This is a genomic window from Ruegeria sp. YKSF57 (assembly GCF_059612585.1).
On record NZ_JBXWQW010000022.1, the window covers coordinates 33743 to 52659 of the forward strand.

Consider the following 18917-nt stretch of genomic DNA (forward strand, 5'->3'; position numbering starts at 1 on the left):
GTCCTTGCAACAGAACCGTTCCAAGCCTTCATGAGCACCCTGTACTACACGGTCATTTCCTGTTCCGCGAAGGCAACCGCTTCTTCAGAAAGCACTTTCACTTCATCAAGCTCGCGGTTTTGGAATGCCATTTTCAATCGGTCCAACAAGCTTTCAGCTTGATCGCGATTTTGCGTCGCTGACGCGATGGCCCCATGGGCCGGTTCGACAAATTCCAAATACACACGGGCAGCGGCATTGCCATTCGCTATCGCCGCTTCTGCCGTTTCGAGACAGCGAAATGCAGCCAGAAAATTTCGGGCACGCGCGGCTTGATCGGCCTCGGCCAATGCCGCATGAACCTGTCCAAGTTCTGGTTTGACGCAATTGCCCACGTTGACGCGCTGCAACTCTTTCGCACGGGCGACCAACTGTCGGAATACGCTGGCGTATTTTCCGTCCTGCAGGACGTCTTGGGTCACTTGTTCGACGATCCGCCGTGCAGTCTCAAGCATGGCCAGCGCACCCGCTTGATCAGGAAGGATGGCTCGAGCTTGCCGAAGTGTCTTTATGCACTCGGACAGTTCAGTCGAGAATTGGCGGGAAGCAGGTAGCTTTTTCAACCCGCCCACCATCGCGAAAATGCGGGCATAGACTTTGTCGAAGTCGTCATCTTTTTCCACGGCTGGCAACTTTGAAGCCAAATCCAGCCCCTTTGTGCCCACTCGCAATTCGGTACGCGCCTTTTGCAGCATGACCACCGCACCGACCCAATTGTCGCTTTTGGTAAAGTTGGCGGCGTCGTTCATCATCTCGCGGACGTCGTTCAGAACTGGCCGCGCCGGACCACCTGCTGGAGCAAGGGCTTCGATCCTTGCGATTTCAGCAGTAAGTTCCGTGACCAGGCGCGCATAGTCGGCCCCACGTGAGGCCTCTTGCATCATGGCAGTATGGCGGTGATCCTGCCCTTCGCATACGGCCAGAGCCTGCCCGATATCCCCGCGTGCGATTGCCGCCTGCCTGCGCTTTTCGTCTGCTTCCATGCGCGCGAGATAATCGAGAATGGCTATATCCCCCCCAGTGTGTTTCTGGGCCAGGGTCTGCTTGAGCCGCGTCTGAAACTTCTTCTCTTCCTCCAGGTACAAGACGGCCGCATCGTACTCCCGATCCAGAGCGCGAGCCGTGTCACGTTCCCGATCCAATACTATTTCAGCGTTTTCTCCAGCACCCTGGGCAATCAGATCGCGCGCCTTGGAAAGTGCTTTCGAAAGGGGGGCGGACAAAGGTTGCAACAACCGCGCCCCTCGCGGAGGCAAGGCATGAACCCGCGCCAAAAGTAACTCGAAATCTTGTGCAGTCCGTTCGAAATCGCCGCTTTCATCGGTCCGATCGCCGCCTTCGGGCCCCTGCGTATCTGTAAATCTTTCCAAAAAGGCTCGTTGGGATTTGGTCAGCATGAGCTTGAACTCCGGTTCAAAGCAGTCGGGAACAAAGATAGCCTAGGTTTCGGAATGTGGCGGAAATTTGTTGCTCCTCCAACATACTTGGCCCCGGATATTAACGAGAAACACACATCTCGGCTCTTTGTGCTTGCCTGATACGGCCCAAAAGGGGTTCTCTGTCAACTACCCGACCATTTGAATACAGTAAGGAACCAATGCGTTTTCCTCGGTTAGCCGTCTCGCCCAAACTTATAGCCTGCTTGATCTCCGCGTTGCTGTTCGGGGCGGATAACGGACCGGCGTCGGCACAGTCCGCCGGCAATCTGGCACCGTCCACTTTTCAGCCGCAGAACCAGCGCGCAACGTCAGGGCCAGTGACCGTCGCGCGAGACCCGGGTGCGCAGACTCCGCCGGGGTCTGACAGGCTATTCGTCACCATCGGCACCGTCGAAATCCAAAATGCCTTACCTCAGATGGCAGCCGCAAATCAGGCGTTCACACAATCTCTGGCTGGCAAACGGGTTCCTGTTTCCGAGATTTTCAGAGCCACAAGGGTATTGGAAAGTGAATATGCAGATGCAGGATATGTGCTGGCCCGGGTTGTTCTGCCGCAGCAGACTGTCAGGGATGGCGGCGCACTCAGGATCGTTGTGGTTGACGGATTCATTGAACGAATTGATGCAACAGCCGTCCCCGAACCCGTGCGGGGCCGGATCGTCCGCCTGACGGATCCCCTGATCGGAAAGCGCGGCATTCGTCTTCAGCAAATCGAGCGGGCACTTTTACTGGCCGGCGACACCTATGGTGTAAGGCTGTCTTCCACCCTTTCCACAGGCCAGCAGGATGGCGGCACGTTGCTCACCCTGGATGGCGAATACCAAAGGGTGACCGGATCATTTGGTTTCGACAACTCGCTTTCCGACGAACTAGGTCCACTAAATTTGAGCGCCGGTGTGGAACTGAACGGCGCGCTTCAGATGGGCGAGACGTTTTACGCTCGCCTCGGCGGCTCTCCGACCCGGTATTTTTCAGACTCGGCCCAATACCGCATTCTTGCTGCCGGCGCCGTGTTTCCGATCGGCTTGAGCGGGTTGACCTTCAACATCGAAGGCACATCCAGCCGGTCGACGCCAGATAATGAGCTCATTCCGACCAACAGCAGCTTTGACCGCCTGTCTTTCCGGTTTTATTACCCATGGATCCGGTCGCGACGGTTCAACTTGTCCTCGCAGTTCATTCTTGATCGCACAAGTGACGAGCAAAACCTGATCGGAACAACGACCGAGTTCCCAGTCTATGACGACGAATTGAGCGTTCTGCGGGCTTCCCTCGATGGGACTTGGAACTACGATGACGGATCATACCTGCAAGCCAGTGCAGTTTTGTCACAGGGCATAGATGCGTTTGGCGCGCGGACAACACCGGGGCCAGGGGAAACACCGCTTTCGCGTCAGGGTGCTGATGCGGTTTTTACCAAACTCGTATTGGGTTTCCAGTATCTTCGCCCATTTGACAAGAATTGGAGCCTGTCGTTGCGCGGTCGCGCCCAAAGCAACTTCGGGGATCCACTGGTGTCCTCCGAGCAGATCAGCCTTGGCGGCACGGGAGAGTTGTCGACCTTTGATGCCGGAACGATCAAGGGCGATGATGGATGGGTCCTGAGGGCCGAGGTTGCCCGACAGATGGCGCTTTCCATTGGCGGCTATCCGTTTATTGGCAAACCATATTTGTTCGGAGCCACAGGTATGGTAGGACTAGAAAATCCGACTGTTTTTGAACAAAGCACCACCAAGGCTTCCAGTTACGGACTTGGTTTCGAATTTTTGACGATTGAAAACTCCCCATTCAAGTCCGGATCATTGCGAGTTGAGTATGGGAGAGGGTTAAGAGATGATCTTGAACCAGATGAGAACCGCTTCAGCATCGTCGCCAGCCGCAGGTTCTAACAAGATGACACACCCATATTCTTTACCATTCCTCGTCGGCACCTTGGCGACGTTGCTCTGCACAACTGCCTTGGCGGACAGTCTGCCAACGGGCGGAACCGTAAGCGCTGGTTCCGTGGCGATCACTTCTCCATCTTCGTCCCAAATGAACATCAACCAGGGCTCAGATGCCGCCATCGTCAACTGGAACAGTTTCTCCATCGGTCAGGACGCTCAGGTCAACATTACCCAGCCAACGGCAAACAGCACTTTGTTGAACCGGGTAACCGGAAACACTACCTCGCAGATTCATGGCCAGCTGAACGCCAATGGTCAGGTTTTTCTGGTCAACCCAAACGGTATTTTCATCGGCCCGAACGGACATGTACAAACCGGCGGTTTCGTGGCGTCCACTTTGGATATCAACAACGACGATTTCCTTACCGGGCAATATCGATTCAATGGGCACGGCAGTTCGGCAAGTGTCGAAAATGCGGGCCAGATTTCAGTTGTACCGGGGGGATATGCCGCTCTGATGGGTGGCAAGGTCAAAAACTCGGGTGTCATCCGGGTCCCTCTGGGCAAGGTTGGCCTGGCGGCCGGAGAGCAGATTACGCTTGACGTCTCCGGTGACGGTTTCCTTCAGGTTGCCGTACCCTCCGACAGCGACGACAGCATGGATGCATTGGTCGAAAACTCCGGGTTGATCGAGGCAAATGGCGGTCAGGTGCATCTGTTGGCGGCCAGCGCGCGGGATGCGGCGCGTCAGGTTGTGAACATGTCGGGCGTGATCGAGGCGCAGACAGTCGGCGGACGTTCCGGCGCCGTTGTTCTGGGAGGAAGCGGCGGCAGCGTTAACGTCAGCGGAACAATCAACGCTTCTGCACAGGTAGAGTTGGTTGAAACCAGTCCGCGTCCCGTGGCTCGACCGGCGACCGGAGGGGACATCACCATCACTGGCGAGCAGATCACGCTTGCTGGCGCCGAGCTTCTGGCCGACGGGGCAGGGGAGGGACAAGGCGGCCTGATCCGCGCGGGCGGTGACTATCAAGGCAGCGGCACTCTTCAGCACGCTTCGCACGTTGATGTCGATGCCGATACACGGCTGTCCGCCAATGGCGGCGACAGCGGGGACGGCGGTCGCATCATCGTCTGGTCCGATGTCTATACCGAGTTCGACGGCCTGATATCCGCCCGGGGCGGTGATATTGCTGGCGACGGTGGCTTTGCCGAAGTGTCGGGCAAACTGGATTTGCGCTATCGCGGTTTGGCCGATTTGCGAGCACCCAACGGCGAAGTCGGACTGCTGCTGCTCGATCCTACAAACATCACCGTGCCCGGCACCATTGACGTGGTCACGATAGAATCCAATCTGGCCACCACCTCTGTTGAACTCAACACCAATGGCACCGGATCTTTGGTTGTGGGTGGTTCCCCGACGGATCTCGGCGGCTCGGGGACGGACGTCGGTGACATTACGATCAACAGCGCGATTACCTGGAACAGCTTCAGCGAATTCCGGCTGACAGCCAACCGAAATGTCATCCTGAACGCCGGGATAACCGGAACGACCGGTGAGTTTGCCATTAATGCCGGCGGCACGATCACCACCGGCGCAAGCGGAGCCGTAAACGTAGGGACTTTCCGACTGGAAAACGGTACTTGGTCTCAGGTGAACGGAACGTTGCCCGCATTTCAGGCTTCGGATTTTCAACTCGGCGGTTCCACCACCTTTTTGCGTGCCCTCGGCGGTGACGGGTCTGCTGCCAATCCATATCAATTGGCGGACATCTACGGCGTACAAGGGGTAAACAGCACCTCACTATCCTCGTCGAATTTCGTGCTTGCCAATGATATCGACGCAAGCGGAACATCTGGTTGGTTCGATTTTGGCGAAGGTTTCGAGGGATTCCAGCCCATCAGTTCGTTTGACGGAACCTTCGATGGGATGGGCCACACGATTGACGGGCTGTTTGTCGACCGCTCCGGAGCTATAGGCGGGCTGTTTACCACGCTAGGAAGCAGCGCGGTCGTAACAGATTTGCGGCTCGCGAATGCTGATATCGTGACCGGCGGCGGAGGTATCCTTGCCGCTGTCAACAACGGGTTGATCGAAGGCTCGTCTGTCTCGGGATCGATGAGCAATCAGTCTTCGGGTGGGTTTGAGTACGGCGACTCCGGTCCCTTCGGCGGCATGGTTGGAACAAATAACGGCACCATTCGCGACAGTTTCTCGTTGGCTTCTGTCAGCTACCAAGAGCCGGGTTTTGGGTCAGGGTTGGTTGAAATCGGCGGGCTTGCGGGTGTGAACGATGGAACCATACTCAGGTCTCACGCGGGCGGAACGGTTACGGGCACCGATCCTGGGTCTGGTTCAACCATCGCCAGCTTCCATGCGGGCGGCCTGGTTGGTGAGAATGGTTCGACCGGGTCCATTCAAAGCTCTTACGCCATCGGCGACGTAACACTTCCCCTTGCCGGCGGCACCGGGACGGCAGGGGGCCTGATTGGCAATAATGCAGGTGGAACAGTATCTGCATCCTATTCAACAGGCGGTGTTTCGGTTTCGAACGGAACTGCTTTCACCGGTGGTCTGGCCGGGGCCAATACAGGAACAATAAGCGGTTCTTTCTGGGACACGGGCACGTCCGGACAAAGCACCAGTGCGGGCGGCACCGGGTTGAACACGGCCCAGTTTCAGGACACGGATGGTTTTGTCTCGCTGGCAAGCGCCGTTGGGTGGGATTTCGCGAACAACTGGGCTCCGGGCGCATTCGGCCTCTATCCCCAGAACTACACCACCAGCCCCGTGATCTACGTGACATATGATCCACTGTCCGCCCAATACGGCAGCACATTCTCCGCGACCGCAACCGGCACCGTCACAGGTGGTCCGGGAACCTATTTGTTCGGGCCGGCAGGTGACACACTCGACACCGCACCAGCCTTCACAAACTTGTTCTTTGCCGACGATACGGTAGGAAGTACGACGTTTGCGACGTCGACGACATCGCTCAACAGCTCTCAAGGCATAACATATGACGTCGCGGCCCTGTCCGGTGCAGGAACGGTTACACCCGCGCCTTTGACTATTACCGCAAATGACCAGTCCAAGACATATGGCACCACGTTCAGCTTTGATGGCACGGAATTCACGGCAACGGGCTTGATCGTCGCGAATGAAGATTTTGTGTCGAGCGTCACGCTGACAAGTGCAGGCTCGGCCGAGTTTGCCAGTGTAGCCGGAAGTCCCTACGCAATCGTCGCAAGCAACGCGACCGGCGGGGGGTTGAGCAACTACGATATCACCTATGTAAACGGTCAGCTGACCGTGGATCCCGCGTTTTTGTCCATCACCCCCGACTTCCTGAGCCGCACTTATGGCGACGGCTTCGCCTTTACCGGAACCGAGTTTACGACAACGGGCCTTTTGGGGTCCGACACGGTGACAAGCGTGACACTGACCAGCGCTGGCGCGGCTCAGTTCGCTCCGGCATCGGGCAGCGCCGGATATCTGATCGAATCCAGCAACGCCATCGGGTCAGGTGTCGGGAACTACGACATTTTTTATGATACCAGCCTATTGTTCGTTGATCCTGCGTCTTTGACTGTTACCGCGCTAAATCAGGTAAAACCGGAAGGTCTTGAATTTGTTTTCAACGGGACCGAATTCACCACTTCTGGCCTTGTGAATCCGGCCGATAATGTTGCCTCAGCGCAGCTGCAAAGCGCAGGTGCCTCAGCGGACGCAACAATTGATGACTCGCCTTACGCAATATCTGTTTCCAATGCGACCGGCAGCGGCCTGTCGAACTATGTCATTACTTATGTGGCCGGCCTTTTCGATGTTGTGGAGGAAATAAACGTTCCGTATCCGCCGATACCCAAGATCGAAATCACCCCGACCGTAGATACCAAGATCAGTACCGGCGGCGGTGGCGGTGGCTCCAGCACCGGTGGCACTGCCGTCACACCGGTCGAAGAAGCAGCCAAGACGCTGGATACGGTCGAAATCGTTTCCGATGACTTGGATGCCCGTATCGCGTCGTGCGGTGGCCAAGGTGACGATGTTGCATTGTACCTGGCCTGTCTCGCCGATGCGATGGACGACTACGCGGGCGATCTTGAAAGCATTGCATCCGACCTGCCGCCCGGTTTGGAACAGATCGGAGACATTGTCCGCGGTGCGGCCGCCGGGGTACGGGAAGCAGGCGAGAATGCCAATCGCCGTCTTGCCCTGGCAACCACGGCCGCAGAACGTGAATCCATCCGGCGTGAGGCCGCCACACAAGCACGACGTGCGATCCAGTCGGCTCAATCTGAAATCCGTAAGGCGATCACCCTGATCCGAGCTGATGATCCGGAACTGGCGGGATTGCAACGTCAGCAGGTCGAGACAATCGTACAGGCGGTGGGCCGCGCCGAGATTAGCCTGTCCCGCGTGCTGGAGTTGTGATGCACCGGCACGACGGATGACTTGCTTCTACGTGTGATTTCAAAAGGCGCTCCAGCTCTGCAGGGCAGGGGCGTACAAATTGAAACGCCTAACGGCAGGCAATCGCGAAAGTGGCCCCAACCGCAGCAATGTTTCCATTGACTGGATGATTGATCATTCTTCTACGCTATTGTTGACGGGATGGATTTTTGCGAAATCCGATTGGCATATGAAGAACGCCGCGCAACACATTGTAAGTAAAAAAATATCAAAATCCACAAGCTGAACTGGTTGGTTGAATTCATTGCGTATTTAAGAAATTTGTAATGCTAACTGTTCAGATGTGGTAGATTGAAACAGTCGATCGCCGTCTCTAGTTTTTGGTGTTTCCACCTTTTAGCAAAGCAGGAAGGTCAAGGAACGCGGGGTGTTCTTCCGCAGCCAACCTTCTTTCTTTAGGTCCCGATACGAGAGACGTTCGCTCGATGATCGCAGGAACGTTTCCCGCGATGTGTTTGAATGTAGTGCACCGTGTTTGGTGGTTTGGTTGTAAATGGTACTGGGGGGTTGTCCCAATGAGTGGGGATAAGCAAAAGGGTTTGCCGTCTTCGTCGTGGTCCGACGAAGCCGGCTTTGAAAATACTAAGGCCGCATTGGGGTCTGTCTGCAAGCGTCGCTTTGCAGACATTGCCTTTGGCCAGAGGGTGGGCAGATGACTGTTTGCTGCTTGCCCAGACCGGTTGATGACATCTCACTCCCCAGAGGACTAAGGCTTAACCTTGTTCCTTTTGGATTGCTTTGTGTTTTGTCGGGTTATTCAGTTTATGCGGTGCTGGTATTTGCCGGACTGAATCCGTTACTCGCGCTAACCGCGCAATTCGCTTTGTGTTGGGATCTTAATCTGCGATGCCACGCAACTCATGTGTTCCGTTCCAGAGGAACAACCAGGTCGCGCGTCTATATCCTTGCGAATATCGTCGTGTATCTGTCGAACCTTTACCTACTGCAGCTGGTATTGAAGTCTGGCGCAGACGCACTTACGGCTCAGGCCCTGGCGCTTTTGCCGATTGCGCTTCTTTCACACGTTTTGAACTCCCATGCTTTGGGCGTGCGGCCACGCGACTATCGGGGCGATTTGTTCTGACCTCACGAAGGCCAGTTCGCGTCCTGCGCGCGCTGTGCCTCGGTCAAACCGTCGTCAAAGTAAGTCTCATAATATTCGTTTTCGACCCGGTGCGTCTGCAGCCAGATTCCCGGCGCGTGAATCGCTTCGCAATGCGCTGGAAAGCGCCCGTGTGTATCATGGATATAGGTGCAGATATCGCGCGCGCAGTTGATCACATCCTGCTCGTATTCTCCGGCCTCTTCCAGATACTTGTTCCCAAAATCACCTTTGTAGATCCTGGCGAACAACTCCTCGTTTTTGTAGATGCCGCCATCGCCGAACTTGCCGGCAATAACCGCATCAACGGCATCCGACATTGAATTGTAATAGGGTGGGCATTTGCCCTTGATCAGATGTTCCCCGTGGTGACGCAGTCCCACTGCGTGAGCGCGGACATCCTTCATCCTTGTGATCGGCAGCGTATGCCAGCGGAACAAATCCATGAACCGCCATCTTGGCGAAACATGATCGAAGTTCAGCATGGATCCGTATTTCTTCTGGAACTTCGGATCGCCAAGCAAAACAGGCGGAGAGATTGCAGCGTGTATCCAGCCACCGAGGCCCAAGGCCTCCGTGACCAGAAACAGGTTTTGAATCAGCAGATCCGCTTCGATCTGAGTGCGCATCTGGCCCAGGGCGCCCAATGGAATTTTGATATCGGGGTTCAGGAATCCCTTCTTGATCCACTCCTTAACCCCGGCGGGCTGATAAAAGTTCCGATCATCCACAATGACCGGGCGCGCATGGTCGGGTTGGGTCAGCAGATACATCAACGCATTGATGTACTGGTGCGACAGATCCACCACGGGAAAAAAGATCGTTGATCCGGGCCTGTTCGACAAAAACCGGTTTGCATCAAGATAGGCCGGAAAGTCGCGCATATCGCCGGGCACATCAATACGGCGATCCAGAATGCGCACCTTGGCCCGTTCCGCCCGCTCGATCAGCACATCCGGCGTCCAATTTTCGGTGCCGCCTGCCAATGGATCGAGACGGCGCAGGAAATATGTACCGCTATCGTTGATCATGAAAAAATGCGTGCCTTGCGCATTATCAGGGCTTCCAGCGGTGCGCCCTTCCATCACCAGATTGGGTTTGGACATGATCGGATCGCCGCTTTCGTCGTCGAAAAAGGGCCTGTCCGGCATGGTCATGCCTGACGCACCGGTTGCCGCGATCAGAATGGCCTCTTGCAATGGATCGAGGGGTGAACGTTCGTTTTCTGACGTCCAACTTAAAGAGCCTGCAACCACGTTCGAACCACGGCTGACCCGCTTGGTTCGCCGGTTCCAAAGGGTTCGGGCAAGGGGGGTTTCCAAAAAGGCATCTAGCCCCTTCGAGGTGTCGGCTTTTCCCATATCTCACCCTCCGTCTACAACCCGCCATGGAGCAAAAGCGGTACCCGTTTTTGGCAAGACCGATGCAAACTCGGGGAAGTGACGCAGCAGTACCGACTTCATCCCGTTCCGTGCAATCCAATCCATACCCAGCGGTGTATAGACTTCCGGTCTGAAATCGGTGGTCAGGAACCGGTCTGACTGCAACCGCCGCGACGCCATCAGAACAAACACACGAAACGCGGTGTCGGAGAATCCAAACCCGTCGGGGGGCGTTTCCCCCAGCAAGCCGATTACCGTATCGACCTTGTCGATGTCGCCATAAAGCTCTTCAAGTGTCCGGTTTGTTGCGGGGTCTGCCGTCAAATCCTCCCACCGGGTTACCGGGGGCATATGCAAACCTTTGCGAAACTCGTTGTAACGCGGTACGCGTCGCGCGCGAGTTCGTACAATGTCGACAACCGACAAATCGATCAACTCGCCAAATCGCTCCAGGTTCTGAAGCGATTTTGGAAAGTTGTGCAGTGTGATTGCTCCGGGATGGGCAACTGCAAGTGAGTATAGCGCATCCCTCAGTCCCAGCTTTCGCAATTGGTCATCGGTGTGCTGGCCCTGAATATCCAAAAATCCAAGCCGCGCTTTTTCCTTGCCGGACCCGAAGTCATAAAAGATGTAATCATCCGGAATAAGCGGATGCATCCGGTAAACCGTCGCGAACTCCTCGGTCAGCGCGTATCTGGCCGTGTGGTGATCAGGAAGGGTTTCCGGAATGCCCTTCAAGGCATGCACGTCAGTCAGCCATATCCCCAACCGTGTCAGCCAGGACTTTGGCGGGCCGAACCAGTTGGTCTTCATCCCGATATCCAGCGCCTCGGTGCCAAGAATGGCGGGGGTCCATTCGACCGTATGTATCTTGGCAATCAACGCTGACACGATCAGTCGCGCGGTCTGATAGACTCTTTCTTCGTCCATCCGCGGATATTCTCTGCTCAACGCATCGCAGATCGCATTGTGTTCACGGGCAAAAAGCGTGTGCATGGTCGACAAGCCCAACCACCAGCTTTCGTTGAACCCGGTCATTTCAAAACCGTGAACGTTCTCGGGCAGATACCCGTTATCTAGTTTGAGCTTGGCTCCATCTCTCAGCGACTGCGCCGTCTTTGAATTGTTGCCATAGACTTCCGATCCATCCCACCAATGCGAGGTTTCATTAGCAAACAGGAACGGATCGCCACCGTCACCAAGCGGGATGTTTCCCGCAATGCGCATTTCCCGTTCGGGCACTCCATCGGGTGTATTGCGCCAATCGGGATAGGCATCGGGGATCGGGACAATGTCATCCTGTTCGCCCAGCTTGCGGCGTTCATGTGCGACCCAGTCATGAACCTGAAACTGTATCCAGGAGGCCGCCAGAATATTCAGAATCTTGGCCGGGATGAAAGAGTCCCGATCCATCAGCCTACGCGCAACCTCTATCGGGTTGGGACTTGCAGAGGGCTGGATTTGTGGCGGCATGTTGCGCCCGAAACTGGCGCCCACCGCTCCCATTCGGGGATCGGAAAGGTCGTTATAGGTGCCATCATATGTTCGATACAGCCGCTGTTCGGCGGTAGGTTCTGATGGGACAGTTCGCGCTGACGGAACCTTTTCTTCGGGATCGGTGTCGAGCAGACTTTTCTGTCTCAGGTCGTATCTCAGGGCGTCCAGGTTCAGCAGTTGTATCAACAGAAACGGGATCTTATGCCATGGCACGCGCCGGTTGACCGCGCGAAGAACGGACCGCGCCAAATTGCCAAATACCCGGTTCTGCAATGGCGGTGGATGTGCCTTGAACCGCTTGCCTTGACGATGGGCCGCCGAGGCATCATAGACCGTCTTGCGTGCCCGGTTCAGGTTTCCAAGCGGCCTGAATGCGTCCGTCGTGTTCCACGGGTTGAATGCCATGCCGTCAACAGCCGTGGCGTCGGCCAATGCATCGGTCGTGGAAAGATCCCGCCGGGGTATCACCAGTTCAGCTACCTTGATAGGAGGGCTGACAGTTTCTTCCCATTCATGCGCCGCATCTTCGATCGGTGTCTGGGCTTCCGATACAAAGCGTTGGGCAAACAGCTCAAACAGAATGTCCCCCGTGGCCTGTCTGGCTGCGAATTCGGATGAAAGACGTGCAGGGCCAGTGTATTCGCCAGCAACGCCAGGTGCGCCGGGAGCCGGCTTGAAAACATACCGCACCGCCTCGTTACCCCAAGCGATGGCGCCGCGGCTCCAATAGCTTTCAAGGGCGACACTGTCACAAGTCCTAAGCGCCTCACGAACGTTTTGCAGCATGCGCCATGTCTCGGACGGGCCCAGTACAAAAGCCAACTGCAAAAGGCCAAAGAGCTTCGACACCCTCCCTCCGGCAAGCGCGTGAGCAAAAATCACGAATTGTCGGGCGTTGCGCGCGTGCGGCACGGGATAATTCGTGGCCAGAAGGTCGTGCGCGACGCTTTCGCTCTCTTCAATGCGCACAGCGATGCCACGCAAATCCTTTTCCTCGTCCGACTGGGTTTGTGAAGACGCGTTGGAAAACCGGACCATCGCGGGATAAACAGATCCGGGTTTGGCAAAGCCAACTTGCAGGTCTTCAGGCAAATCTTCGACAAAGCGGAGCTCGGCACCTTTCAATGCCGCAATCGATTTGGTGTGAAAGGCCCGGTCCACCTTGCGTGCCTTGGCCGCCGCCTGAGACTTGAGTTGGGCGGCCATCATCAGTTCGGCAAGTTTTTTGGTCTCACTTCGCTCAGCCTCCGGAGAACCGCCAGAATAGGTTTCGGTCCACTTGTGCGAAGTCGCGGTATTGCCGGTCATCTTGGCCTCCCAATCACAACCCAAATCTTTCGCGCACACCCGACCAGAGCGCAGCCAGAATTCCTTCGGGATGAGGCGAATAATGCGGCAGGGCCAGACGTGTGATCCGGGCGTCGATCAACGTGGGCTTCCCGCTGGCCAGGGCGGCACGAAATGCCTCTTCGAAATCGTCCAGCTTGTCGACAGCAAAGCCTTGCGCCCCACAGGCGCGGGCATAGGCGGCATAGTCGGGATTGTCGAACTCCACCAGACCGGTCTTGAAAAACGCTGATAGCTGGTAGAGCTTGATCAACTTGAACTCTCGGTCATTGAAAATGACCCAGATGACCGGGATGTCGTATTGCACTGCAGTCATCAACTCGAACCCGGTCATCAGATAAGCGCCATCTCCCACTGCAGCGACCACCGGCCGGTGCATTTGAGAATATTTTGCGCCAATGGCACCGCACACACCGATGCCCATAGGCCCGTAAGTTCCGGGTTTACGAAAATTCTGACCTTCGTCGAGTTCTAGATAATAAGCCGTCCAGGCAGCATGCGCCCCCGCATCAGTCAGAACGATCCCACTGGGTGGAAGCATCTGCGAGATTTTTTGCACCATCTCACCGGGGTGAAGTTCTTTCTGCGGCGAGATGATGAACCGTTCATCATAGTCCTCGGGCCGATAGTCGCGTTCTTCGATTGGGCCTATCTGGCGGTCTAGCTGTGCAAACACCTCTTCCAATGCTAGTCGGGCGTCTCCCTGAATGACAAGGTCGGCCTTGTAGAACTTGTCGAACTCACCCGGATCGATATTGATGTGAATAAGCGTTTTGTCCTTGAACAGATCCTCAAAGAAATCGAAAGTCGCATGCTGTGCGAAAGAATTTCCAACAGCCAGAACGACATCTGCCTCTTCAAAGACTTCCCACGCCGCCTTGTGGCCGGAATCGCAATACAGCCCGATGGCAAGCGGATGCTCTTCATCCACAATTCCCTTGCCGTCCATTGTCGTCAGCAGAGGCATCTGAAAGCGCTCAATGAATGTTCTGGTGATCTCGTGCGCCTCTGCTCGAATGGCCCCGAAACCAGCCAGCAAAACGACCGTTTTTTCGTCGCCCAAGGCGTTTTTGAGGCATTCGACAACTTTCCCGACTTGTGCCGGGTCAGGACGCATGACGGTTTTGCTCAGCTTCAACGGCTGGAAATTCGTTACCTCGACATTGGGGTCGGTGATGTCTTCGGCGATTGCCACATGAACCGGTCCCGGACGTCCTTCAAAGGCGACATCGATTGCCCGCTGTAACACATCGACAAGATCGTTCGGATCGGTGACCAAATAATCTGCAGGTTCTCCAGTGGCGGGGTCTTTCTTGGTCACCGCCCGAAAAATCATGCGCGAGTCCGGTGTCCGGACCAATCCCGAAGTCTCGTTCAGGCTCCCGCGACCTTGCCACGCCAATGTCGAATAGCCGCTTATCGCCAGCAGAGGATAACTGTCGGTCAACGCCACCGACAGACCCGAAATCAGGTTGAAAGCACCAGGGCCCGCTGTCGCAAAACAGACCCCCAGCTTGTTGGTGAACATGGCATGGCCGCAGGCCATAAAGGCCGCACCTTGTTCGTTCTTGGCGATAACCGGTCTGATCTTTTCCGAGGCATCCAGCGCCAGCATCAATCCCGCGGCGTTTTCACCAGCGCCACCATATGCGGCATCGACACCAATGGATTCGAGCGCGGCAACAACCGCTTCGTACACCCGCATTCAATGCACTCCGCCAATAAATTCTCTAGTATAGTTTGAGTAATCTACCAAAAAATCGCGAATTAAGATAGTGACGGCCAAACCGGTTGGTATAAAGTCGCCAATGGAATACTTCTAATAATTCACCATAACACTGATTACACGATGTAGAGCCACAGCCATATTCCGACCCCGCCGCTATCAACTCTCTACCGTTTCATGCCGTCCCGCCAGAACCGATGCTTTCGGCCTCTGGGACGGTTACGCTCTCGAAATGGCCGCCTGAAAGACGCGGGCCAGACCGCTGTCAGTCGCGTGCAAACAATTTGGCAATACCGCTCAGACCGCTTGAAAAATCAGTTGCTAGAATAGGTTGCATGCGCATGATACTGCGTCTGGTATTTGTGGATATGGACGCGGGTCATTGCGGCTCCTTCATCAAGCGGTGGCGCGGGACAAATAATCCTCCATCATATCACCAAAGCTTTGCTCGATGGCAATTTCGAAGCCCTTTTCGCACCGCACTACCAGTGCCCTGAGGCCGAAAACTTCGGTGAACGTGGTCGCCTCCTCACTGAATTCAGCGTCATGCATATCCAACGGGCAGGCTATGGACATCACCTCGGCGACCTGTGGGCCCACTACGTGAAAAAAGGTCAGCGTATCGGAAACACACACGATACTGATATCGGCCGGGCAGTCAGTCGGCCTGAGCGTTGTATTCAGTACGCCTTCTAGCTCCAGAGGTGCCCGGACGATCCAATGGTCGTTCCCGATAAAGTACACTTCTATGTTGCCCCGCGCGCGCCGCGTGTTGGGCATTTCTGGCAATTTGGGCAAGATATCACCGCACCAGCTTTGGATAGCCGAGGGCGCGCCTTTCAGATCGAATAGCGCATACAGGCTTTGCCGGCGGATCTGCACGTCATAGCTCATGTCAGGACCTCAACAATTCGCCATCCGGGTCGTGAAACACCGGCTTGGTGATGGTTACCGGGATCGTCCCACCCTTTAGACGCACATGCGCGGTTTCCCCGTGCCGTGCATGGCCATTTTCCAAAAGCGCAAGACCAACCCAACGATCGTTGACAACGCTCCAGACGCATGCAGTGACAAGCCCTTCGGTCGCTTCCCTGCGCCCGCCTGGGGTCAGCGGCGCACCTTCGGGAATCTGGCGGCTCGGATCCTGTGGGAGCACACCCACAAGCTCGCGCCGAGGGCTGCCGCCGGCGCGGCGAAGCTCGACCGCGCGCTTGCCCAGATAGTCGGGTTTCTTTTTCGACATTACCCATCCCATTCCAAGATCATGGGCATCGACGGTTCCGTCGACCTCGTGCCCCAGCGACAGGAACCCCTTTTCAACCCGCAGAACATGGCTGGCTTCGGACCCCACCGGCTCGATCCCAAAGGATTCGCCTACCGCCATTACCATGTCCCACAATTCCCGCATGTGCCGAGGGGCGACGTTGACCTCGAAAGACAGCTCGCCCGTAAAGCTGACCCGAACCACCCGCGCAGGCAGGCCGGCAACAGTCCCTTCACGGAAACTCATGAACGGGAACGCGTCGGAAGACAGATCAATATCGGTCCCCATGGCCTGCAATACCTCGCGTGCCCGCGGCCCACAGATCGTGGCATTGTTCCACTGGCTGGTGACGGTCGTGATCATCACCTGCCAATCGGGAAACTCGGTCTGCAGCAACTTTTCCATATGCTGGTTCATCGCATCAGCATGACCGGTTGAGGTCGACATTAACCAGCGATGCTCGTCCAGCCGCAGGGTCACGCCATCATCCAGGATCAACCCATCATCAGATAACATCAGGCCATACCGTACCTGACCCGGCTTCAGGCTGGACATCACATTGGTATAGAGGAAATCTAGAAACCTGCCGACATCCCGCCCCTTGAGTTCGAACGTACCCAATGGCGAACCATCATAGACACCCACGCGTTCGCGCACTGCGCGGCATTCCCGATTTACCGTTTCCTGAAAGCTCTCATTTCCACGCGGAAAATATCCCGGCCGCCGCCAGCGCGCGCCCGCCTCGTACATGAAGGCACCCTGTTTCAGATTCCACTTCGTCACCGGCGTGTGACGATAGGGGAACAGGACGCTCCCCTCGCGAATGCCGCCAATTGCTCCAAAAGAGACCGGGGTGTATGGCGAGCGAAAGGTGGTTGTTCCGACATCTTGCAGCGGGCGACCCTGCTGCATCGCCACCGTTCCGATGATGTTGATGTTGCCCGTTTTGCCCTGATCAATTCCCATGCCGCCAGTGGTGTAGCGTTTGACATGCTCGATGTTGTCATAGCCTTCCCGCAGCGCCAGATGTACATCATCCACAGACACGTCGTTCTGCAAATCCAGAAATGCCTTTCCGCGCTGACCTTCCGTATCTACACGCCATAGAGGTTCGATCGCATAGTCCAGTTCCTCACCACCTTCGACAATCCGATCCAGCGTCATATCACCAGCGGCTGCACCGACGGCTCGGCAAGCCTGCACGGCCTGATCGGGAACGAATCCGGCGATGCTTTCTTCGAACCGCACCGAGCTGCGCGATTGTGACCACAGATGTACATTTGGACTCCAACCACCTGACAAGGCCAGAACATCGCAATTGATCCACTGGCCCGAACCGCCACTTAGCGGCTTGGTCAAAACGGCCTTGACGCCTTTTCTCCCCCGAACACCTGCGGCCACGGTGCCAGCGTAAACCGGCAAGCCGTTGACTGCATTCAGCGCGGCCTGTGGCACGGTCTTGCGGCTGTCCAGAACGGCAGTCACCGTGATACCCTTTGACACCAGATCCGCAGCAACTTCATAGGCGCTGTTGTTGTTCGTGAACAGGGCCACCTGTTGGCCCGGCCGCACTCCAAAGCGGTTGGCATAAGCCTGCACCGACGAGGCCAGCATCACGCCTGGGCGGTCGTTGTCACCGAACACCAGCAGACGTTCGGTTGCGCCGGTTGCAATCACCACCTCACCCGCCCGGACCCGCCAACTGCGCTCGATCACCGAGGGGTTTTCAGGCCCGCGCTCGTTTACAATCAACAGGTTGTGCTCACGATAGGCCCAAACAGTTGCGTTCTGCAGATGGGTGACATTTTTCATCGCTCGCAATTGAGCAACCGTGTCCCCCACCCATTCCATTGCCGGAGCGCCATTGATGAACAGCTCGCGGTTGAGGAGGCTGCCGCCGGCCTCACGGCCTTCGTCCGCAAGGAACACGCGTTTCCCAGTCTGGGCCGCTTCCAGCGCGGCACGCAATCCAGCCGGACCCGCCCCCGCAACCAGCACATCCGTATGCGCATGACGCGCCTCGAAATGACCCGATGCGGGCGGTTCGGGCGGCGCTTCGGCAAGGCCTGCAGCCCTTCGGATCGAAGGTTCGAACAGGTGCCAGTCCGGCCATTTGAATGTCTTGTAGTAGAACCCCGCCGGGATGAATTTCGCAGCCAACTGATTGACACCGCCCAGATCAAAATCAGGCGAGGGCCAACAGTTGACCGAGCGCGCGCTCATCCCGTCACGCAGCGGTACCGTGGTAATCGGATTGTTGCCCGAGGCGTCGACACCTTCAAGCTCGACCAGAGAGGCGGGTTCTTCCGGCCCATGCCCGACGATGCCACGCGGCCGGTGGTATTTGAAGCTACGGGCAGTGACGCGCACTCCGTTTGCCAACAACGCCGAGGCCAGCGTGTCGTCTTCATAGCCTTCATAAGTTTTGCCGTTGAACCGAAATTTGATCGGGCGTTCTCGGTTGATCAGCCCACCCGAAGCGAAACGGTTTTCATTTCCCATCGGGCTTCTCCACAATGTCATGGGTTTTGGTATCACGCCAGATTTCGAACCAGGTGCCGCACCCGCGCGCGTGCCACCAACGTTCCTGCACAGGACCCAAGGGGTTTGGTACTATGGTCAGGTATTCGACCCATTCCACATCGCTGGCAGTATTCGGGTTGGGGCGATCAGCTCCGACGGGACCGCCATAGACAAACTCACTTTCGTTGCGACGCCCACAGAAAGGACAGGGAATGTTCATCATGATCTCGTCCTC

The 18917-nt window shown here is 56.4% G+C and carries 10 protein-coding genes; 3 read left to right on the plus strand and 7 right to left on the minus strand.

Going from position 1 to position 18917, the window contains the following annotated elements:
* Window positions 1–44 precede the first annotated feature (44 nt).
* Entirely contained in the window at window positions 45–1436 is a 1392-nt protein-coding gene (locus tag AC2FLX_RS11075; protein ID WP_496810335.1) for a hypothetical protein, read from the minus strand.
* Window positions 1437–1795: 359 nt separating this feature from the next.
* Here AC2FLX_RS11075 and AC2FLX_RS11080 point away from each other — a divergent pair, with 359 nt between their 5' ends.
* The 3 genes from AC2FLX_RS11080 to AC2FLX_RS11090 all read left to right on the plus strand — a co-directional run bounded on the left by AC2FLX_RS11080 (window position 1796) and on the right by AC2FLX_RS11090 (window position 8925).
* Window positions 1796–3367 carry a ShlB/FhaC/HecB family hemolysin secretion/activation protein gene (locus tag AC2FLX_RS11080; RefSeq protein ID WP_496810334.1) on the plus strand — a complete coding sequence of 524 codons (1572 nt, stop codon included), beginning with the start codon at window positions 1796–1798 and terminating at the stop codon, window positions 3365–3367.
* Between the two features lie 4 nt (window positions 3368–3371).
* Complete coding sequence (locus tag AC2FLX_RS11085) at window positions 3372–7802, plus strand: two-partner secretion domain-containing protein (protein ID WP_496810333.1); 4431 nt, start codon at window positions 3372–3374, stop codon at window positions 7800–7802.
* A gap of 691 nt (window positions 7803–8493) precedes the next feature.
* A complete protein-coding gene (locus tag AC2FLX_RS11090; protein WP_480751887.1) occupies window positions 8494–8925 on the plus strand; it encodes a GtrA family protein in 432 nt (143 codons plus the stop codon).
* A gap of 2 nt (window positions 8926–8927) precedes the next feature.
* Here the strand turns inward: AC2FLX_RS11090 and AC2FLX_RS11095 are convergent, their stop codons facing one another.
* From AC2FLX_RS11095 to AC2FLX_RS11120, 6 genes are all read right to left on the minus strand, one after another.
* Window positions 8928–10304, minus strand: a complete 1377-nt coding sequence (locus AC2FLX_RS11095; RefSeq protein ID WP_496810332.1) for a hypothetical protein — start codon at window positions 10302–10304, stop codon at window positions 8928–8930.
* Window positions 10305–10307: 3 nt separating this feature from the next.
* Complete coding sequence (locus AC2FLX_RS11100) at window positions 10308–13130, minus strand: peroxidase family protein (protein ID WP_496810331.1); 2823 nt, start codon at window positions 13128–13130, stop codon at window positions 10308–10310.
* A 13-nt stretch (window positions 13131–13143) separates the two neighbouring features.
* The gene (locus AC2FLX_RS11105) at window positions 13144–14874 is read right to left on the minus strand and encodes a thiamine pyrophosphate-binding protein (protein WP_496810330.1); all 1731 of its coding nucleotides are present in this window, start codon (window positions 14872–14874) and stop codon (window positions 13144–13146) included.
* Between the two features lie 417 nt (window positions 14875–15291).
* Window positions 15292–15789, minus strand: coding sequence for a sarcosine oxidase subunit gamma (locus tag AC2FLX_RS11110; protein ID WP_496810329.1), 498 nt, complete (start codon window positions 15787–15789; stop codon window positions 15292–15294).
* 1 nt (window position 15790) lies between these two features.
* Complete coding sequence (locus tag AC2FLX_RS11115; protein ID WP_496810328.1) at window positions 15791–18661, minus strand: 2Fe-2S iron-sulfur cluster-binding protein; 2871 nt, start codon at window positions 18659–18661, stop codon at window positions 15791–15793.
* A complete protein-coding gene (locus tag AC2FLX_RS11120) occupies window positions 18651–18905 on the minus strand; it encodes a sarcosine oxidase subunit delta (protein WP_480751879.1) in 255 nt (84 codons plus the stop codon). Before AC2FLX_RS11120 ends, AC2FLX_RS11115 begins: the two co-directional genes overlap by 11 nt.
* Between the last annotated feature and the right edge of the window lie 12 nt (window positions 18906–18917).

What these genes read in the sequence shown, in the direction of transcription:
- AC2FLX_RS11075 (WP_496810335.1), bottom strand. Translation starts at nt 1,436, where the DNA reads ATGCTGACCAAATCCCAACGAGCCTTTTTGGAAAGATTTACAGATACG.
- AC2FLX_RS11085 (WP_496810333.1), top strand. Translation starts at nt 3,372, where the DNA reads ATGACACACCCATATTCTTTACCATTCCTCGTCGGCACCTTGGCGACG.
- AC2FLX_RS11090 (WP_480751887.1), top strand. Translation starts at nt 8,494, where the DNA reads ATGACTGTTTGCTGCTTGCCCAGACCGGTTGATGACATCTCACTCCCC.
- AC2FLX_RS11095 (WP_496810332.1), bottom strand. Translation starts at nt 10,304, where the DNA reads ATGGGAAAAGCCGACACCTCGAAGGGGCTAGATGCCTTTTTGGAAACC.
- AC2FLX_RS11100 (WP_496810331.1), bottom strand. Translation starts at nt 13,130, where the DNA reads ATGACCGGCAATACCGCGACTTCGCACAAGTGGACCGAAACCTATTCT.
- AC2FLX_RS11105 (WP_496810330.1), bottom strand. Translation starts at nt 14,874, where the DNA reads ATGCGGGTGTACGAAGCGGTTGTTGCCGCGCTCGAATCCATTGGTGTC.
- AC2FLX_RS11110 (WP_496810329.1), bottom strand. Translation starts at nt 15,789, where the DNA reads ATGAGCTATGACGTGCAGATCCGCCGGCAAAGCCTGTATGCGCTATTC.
- AC2FLX_RS11115 (WP_496810328.1), bottom strand. Translation starts at nt 18,661, where the DNA reads ATGGGAAATGAAAACCGTTTCGCTTCGGGTGGGCTGATCAACCGAGAA.
- AC2FLX_RS11120 (WP_480751879.1), bottom strand. Translation starts at nt 18,905, where the DNA reads ATGATGAACATTCCCTGTCCTTTCTGTGGGCGTCGCAACGAAAGTGAG.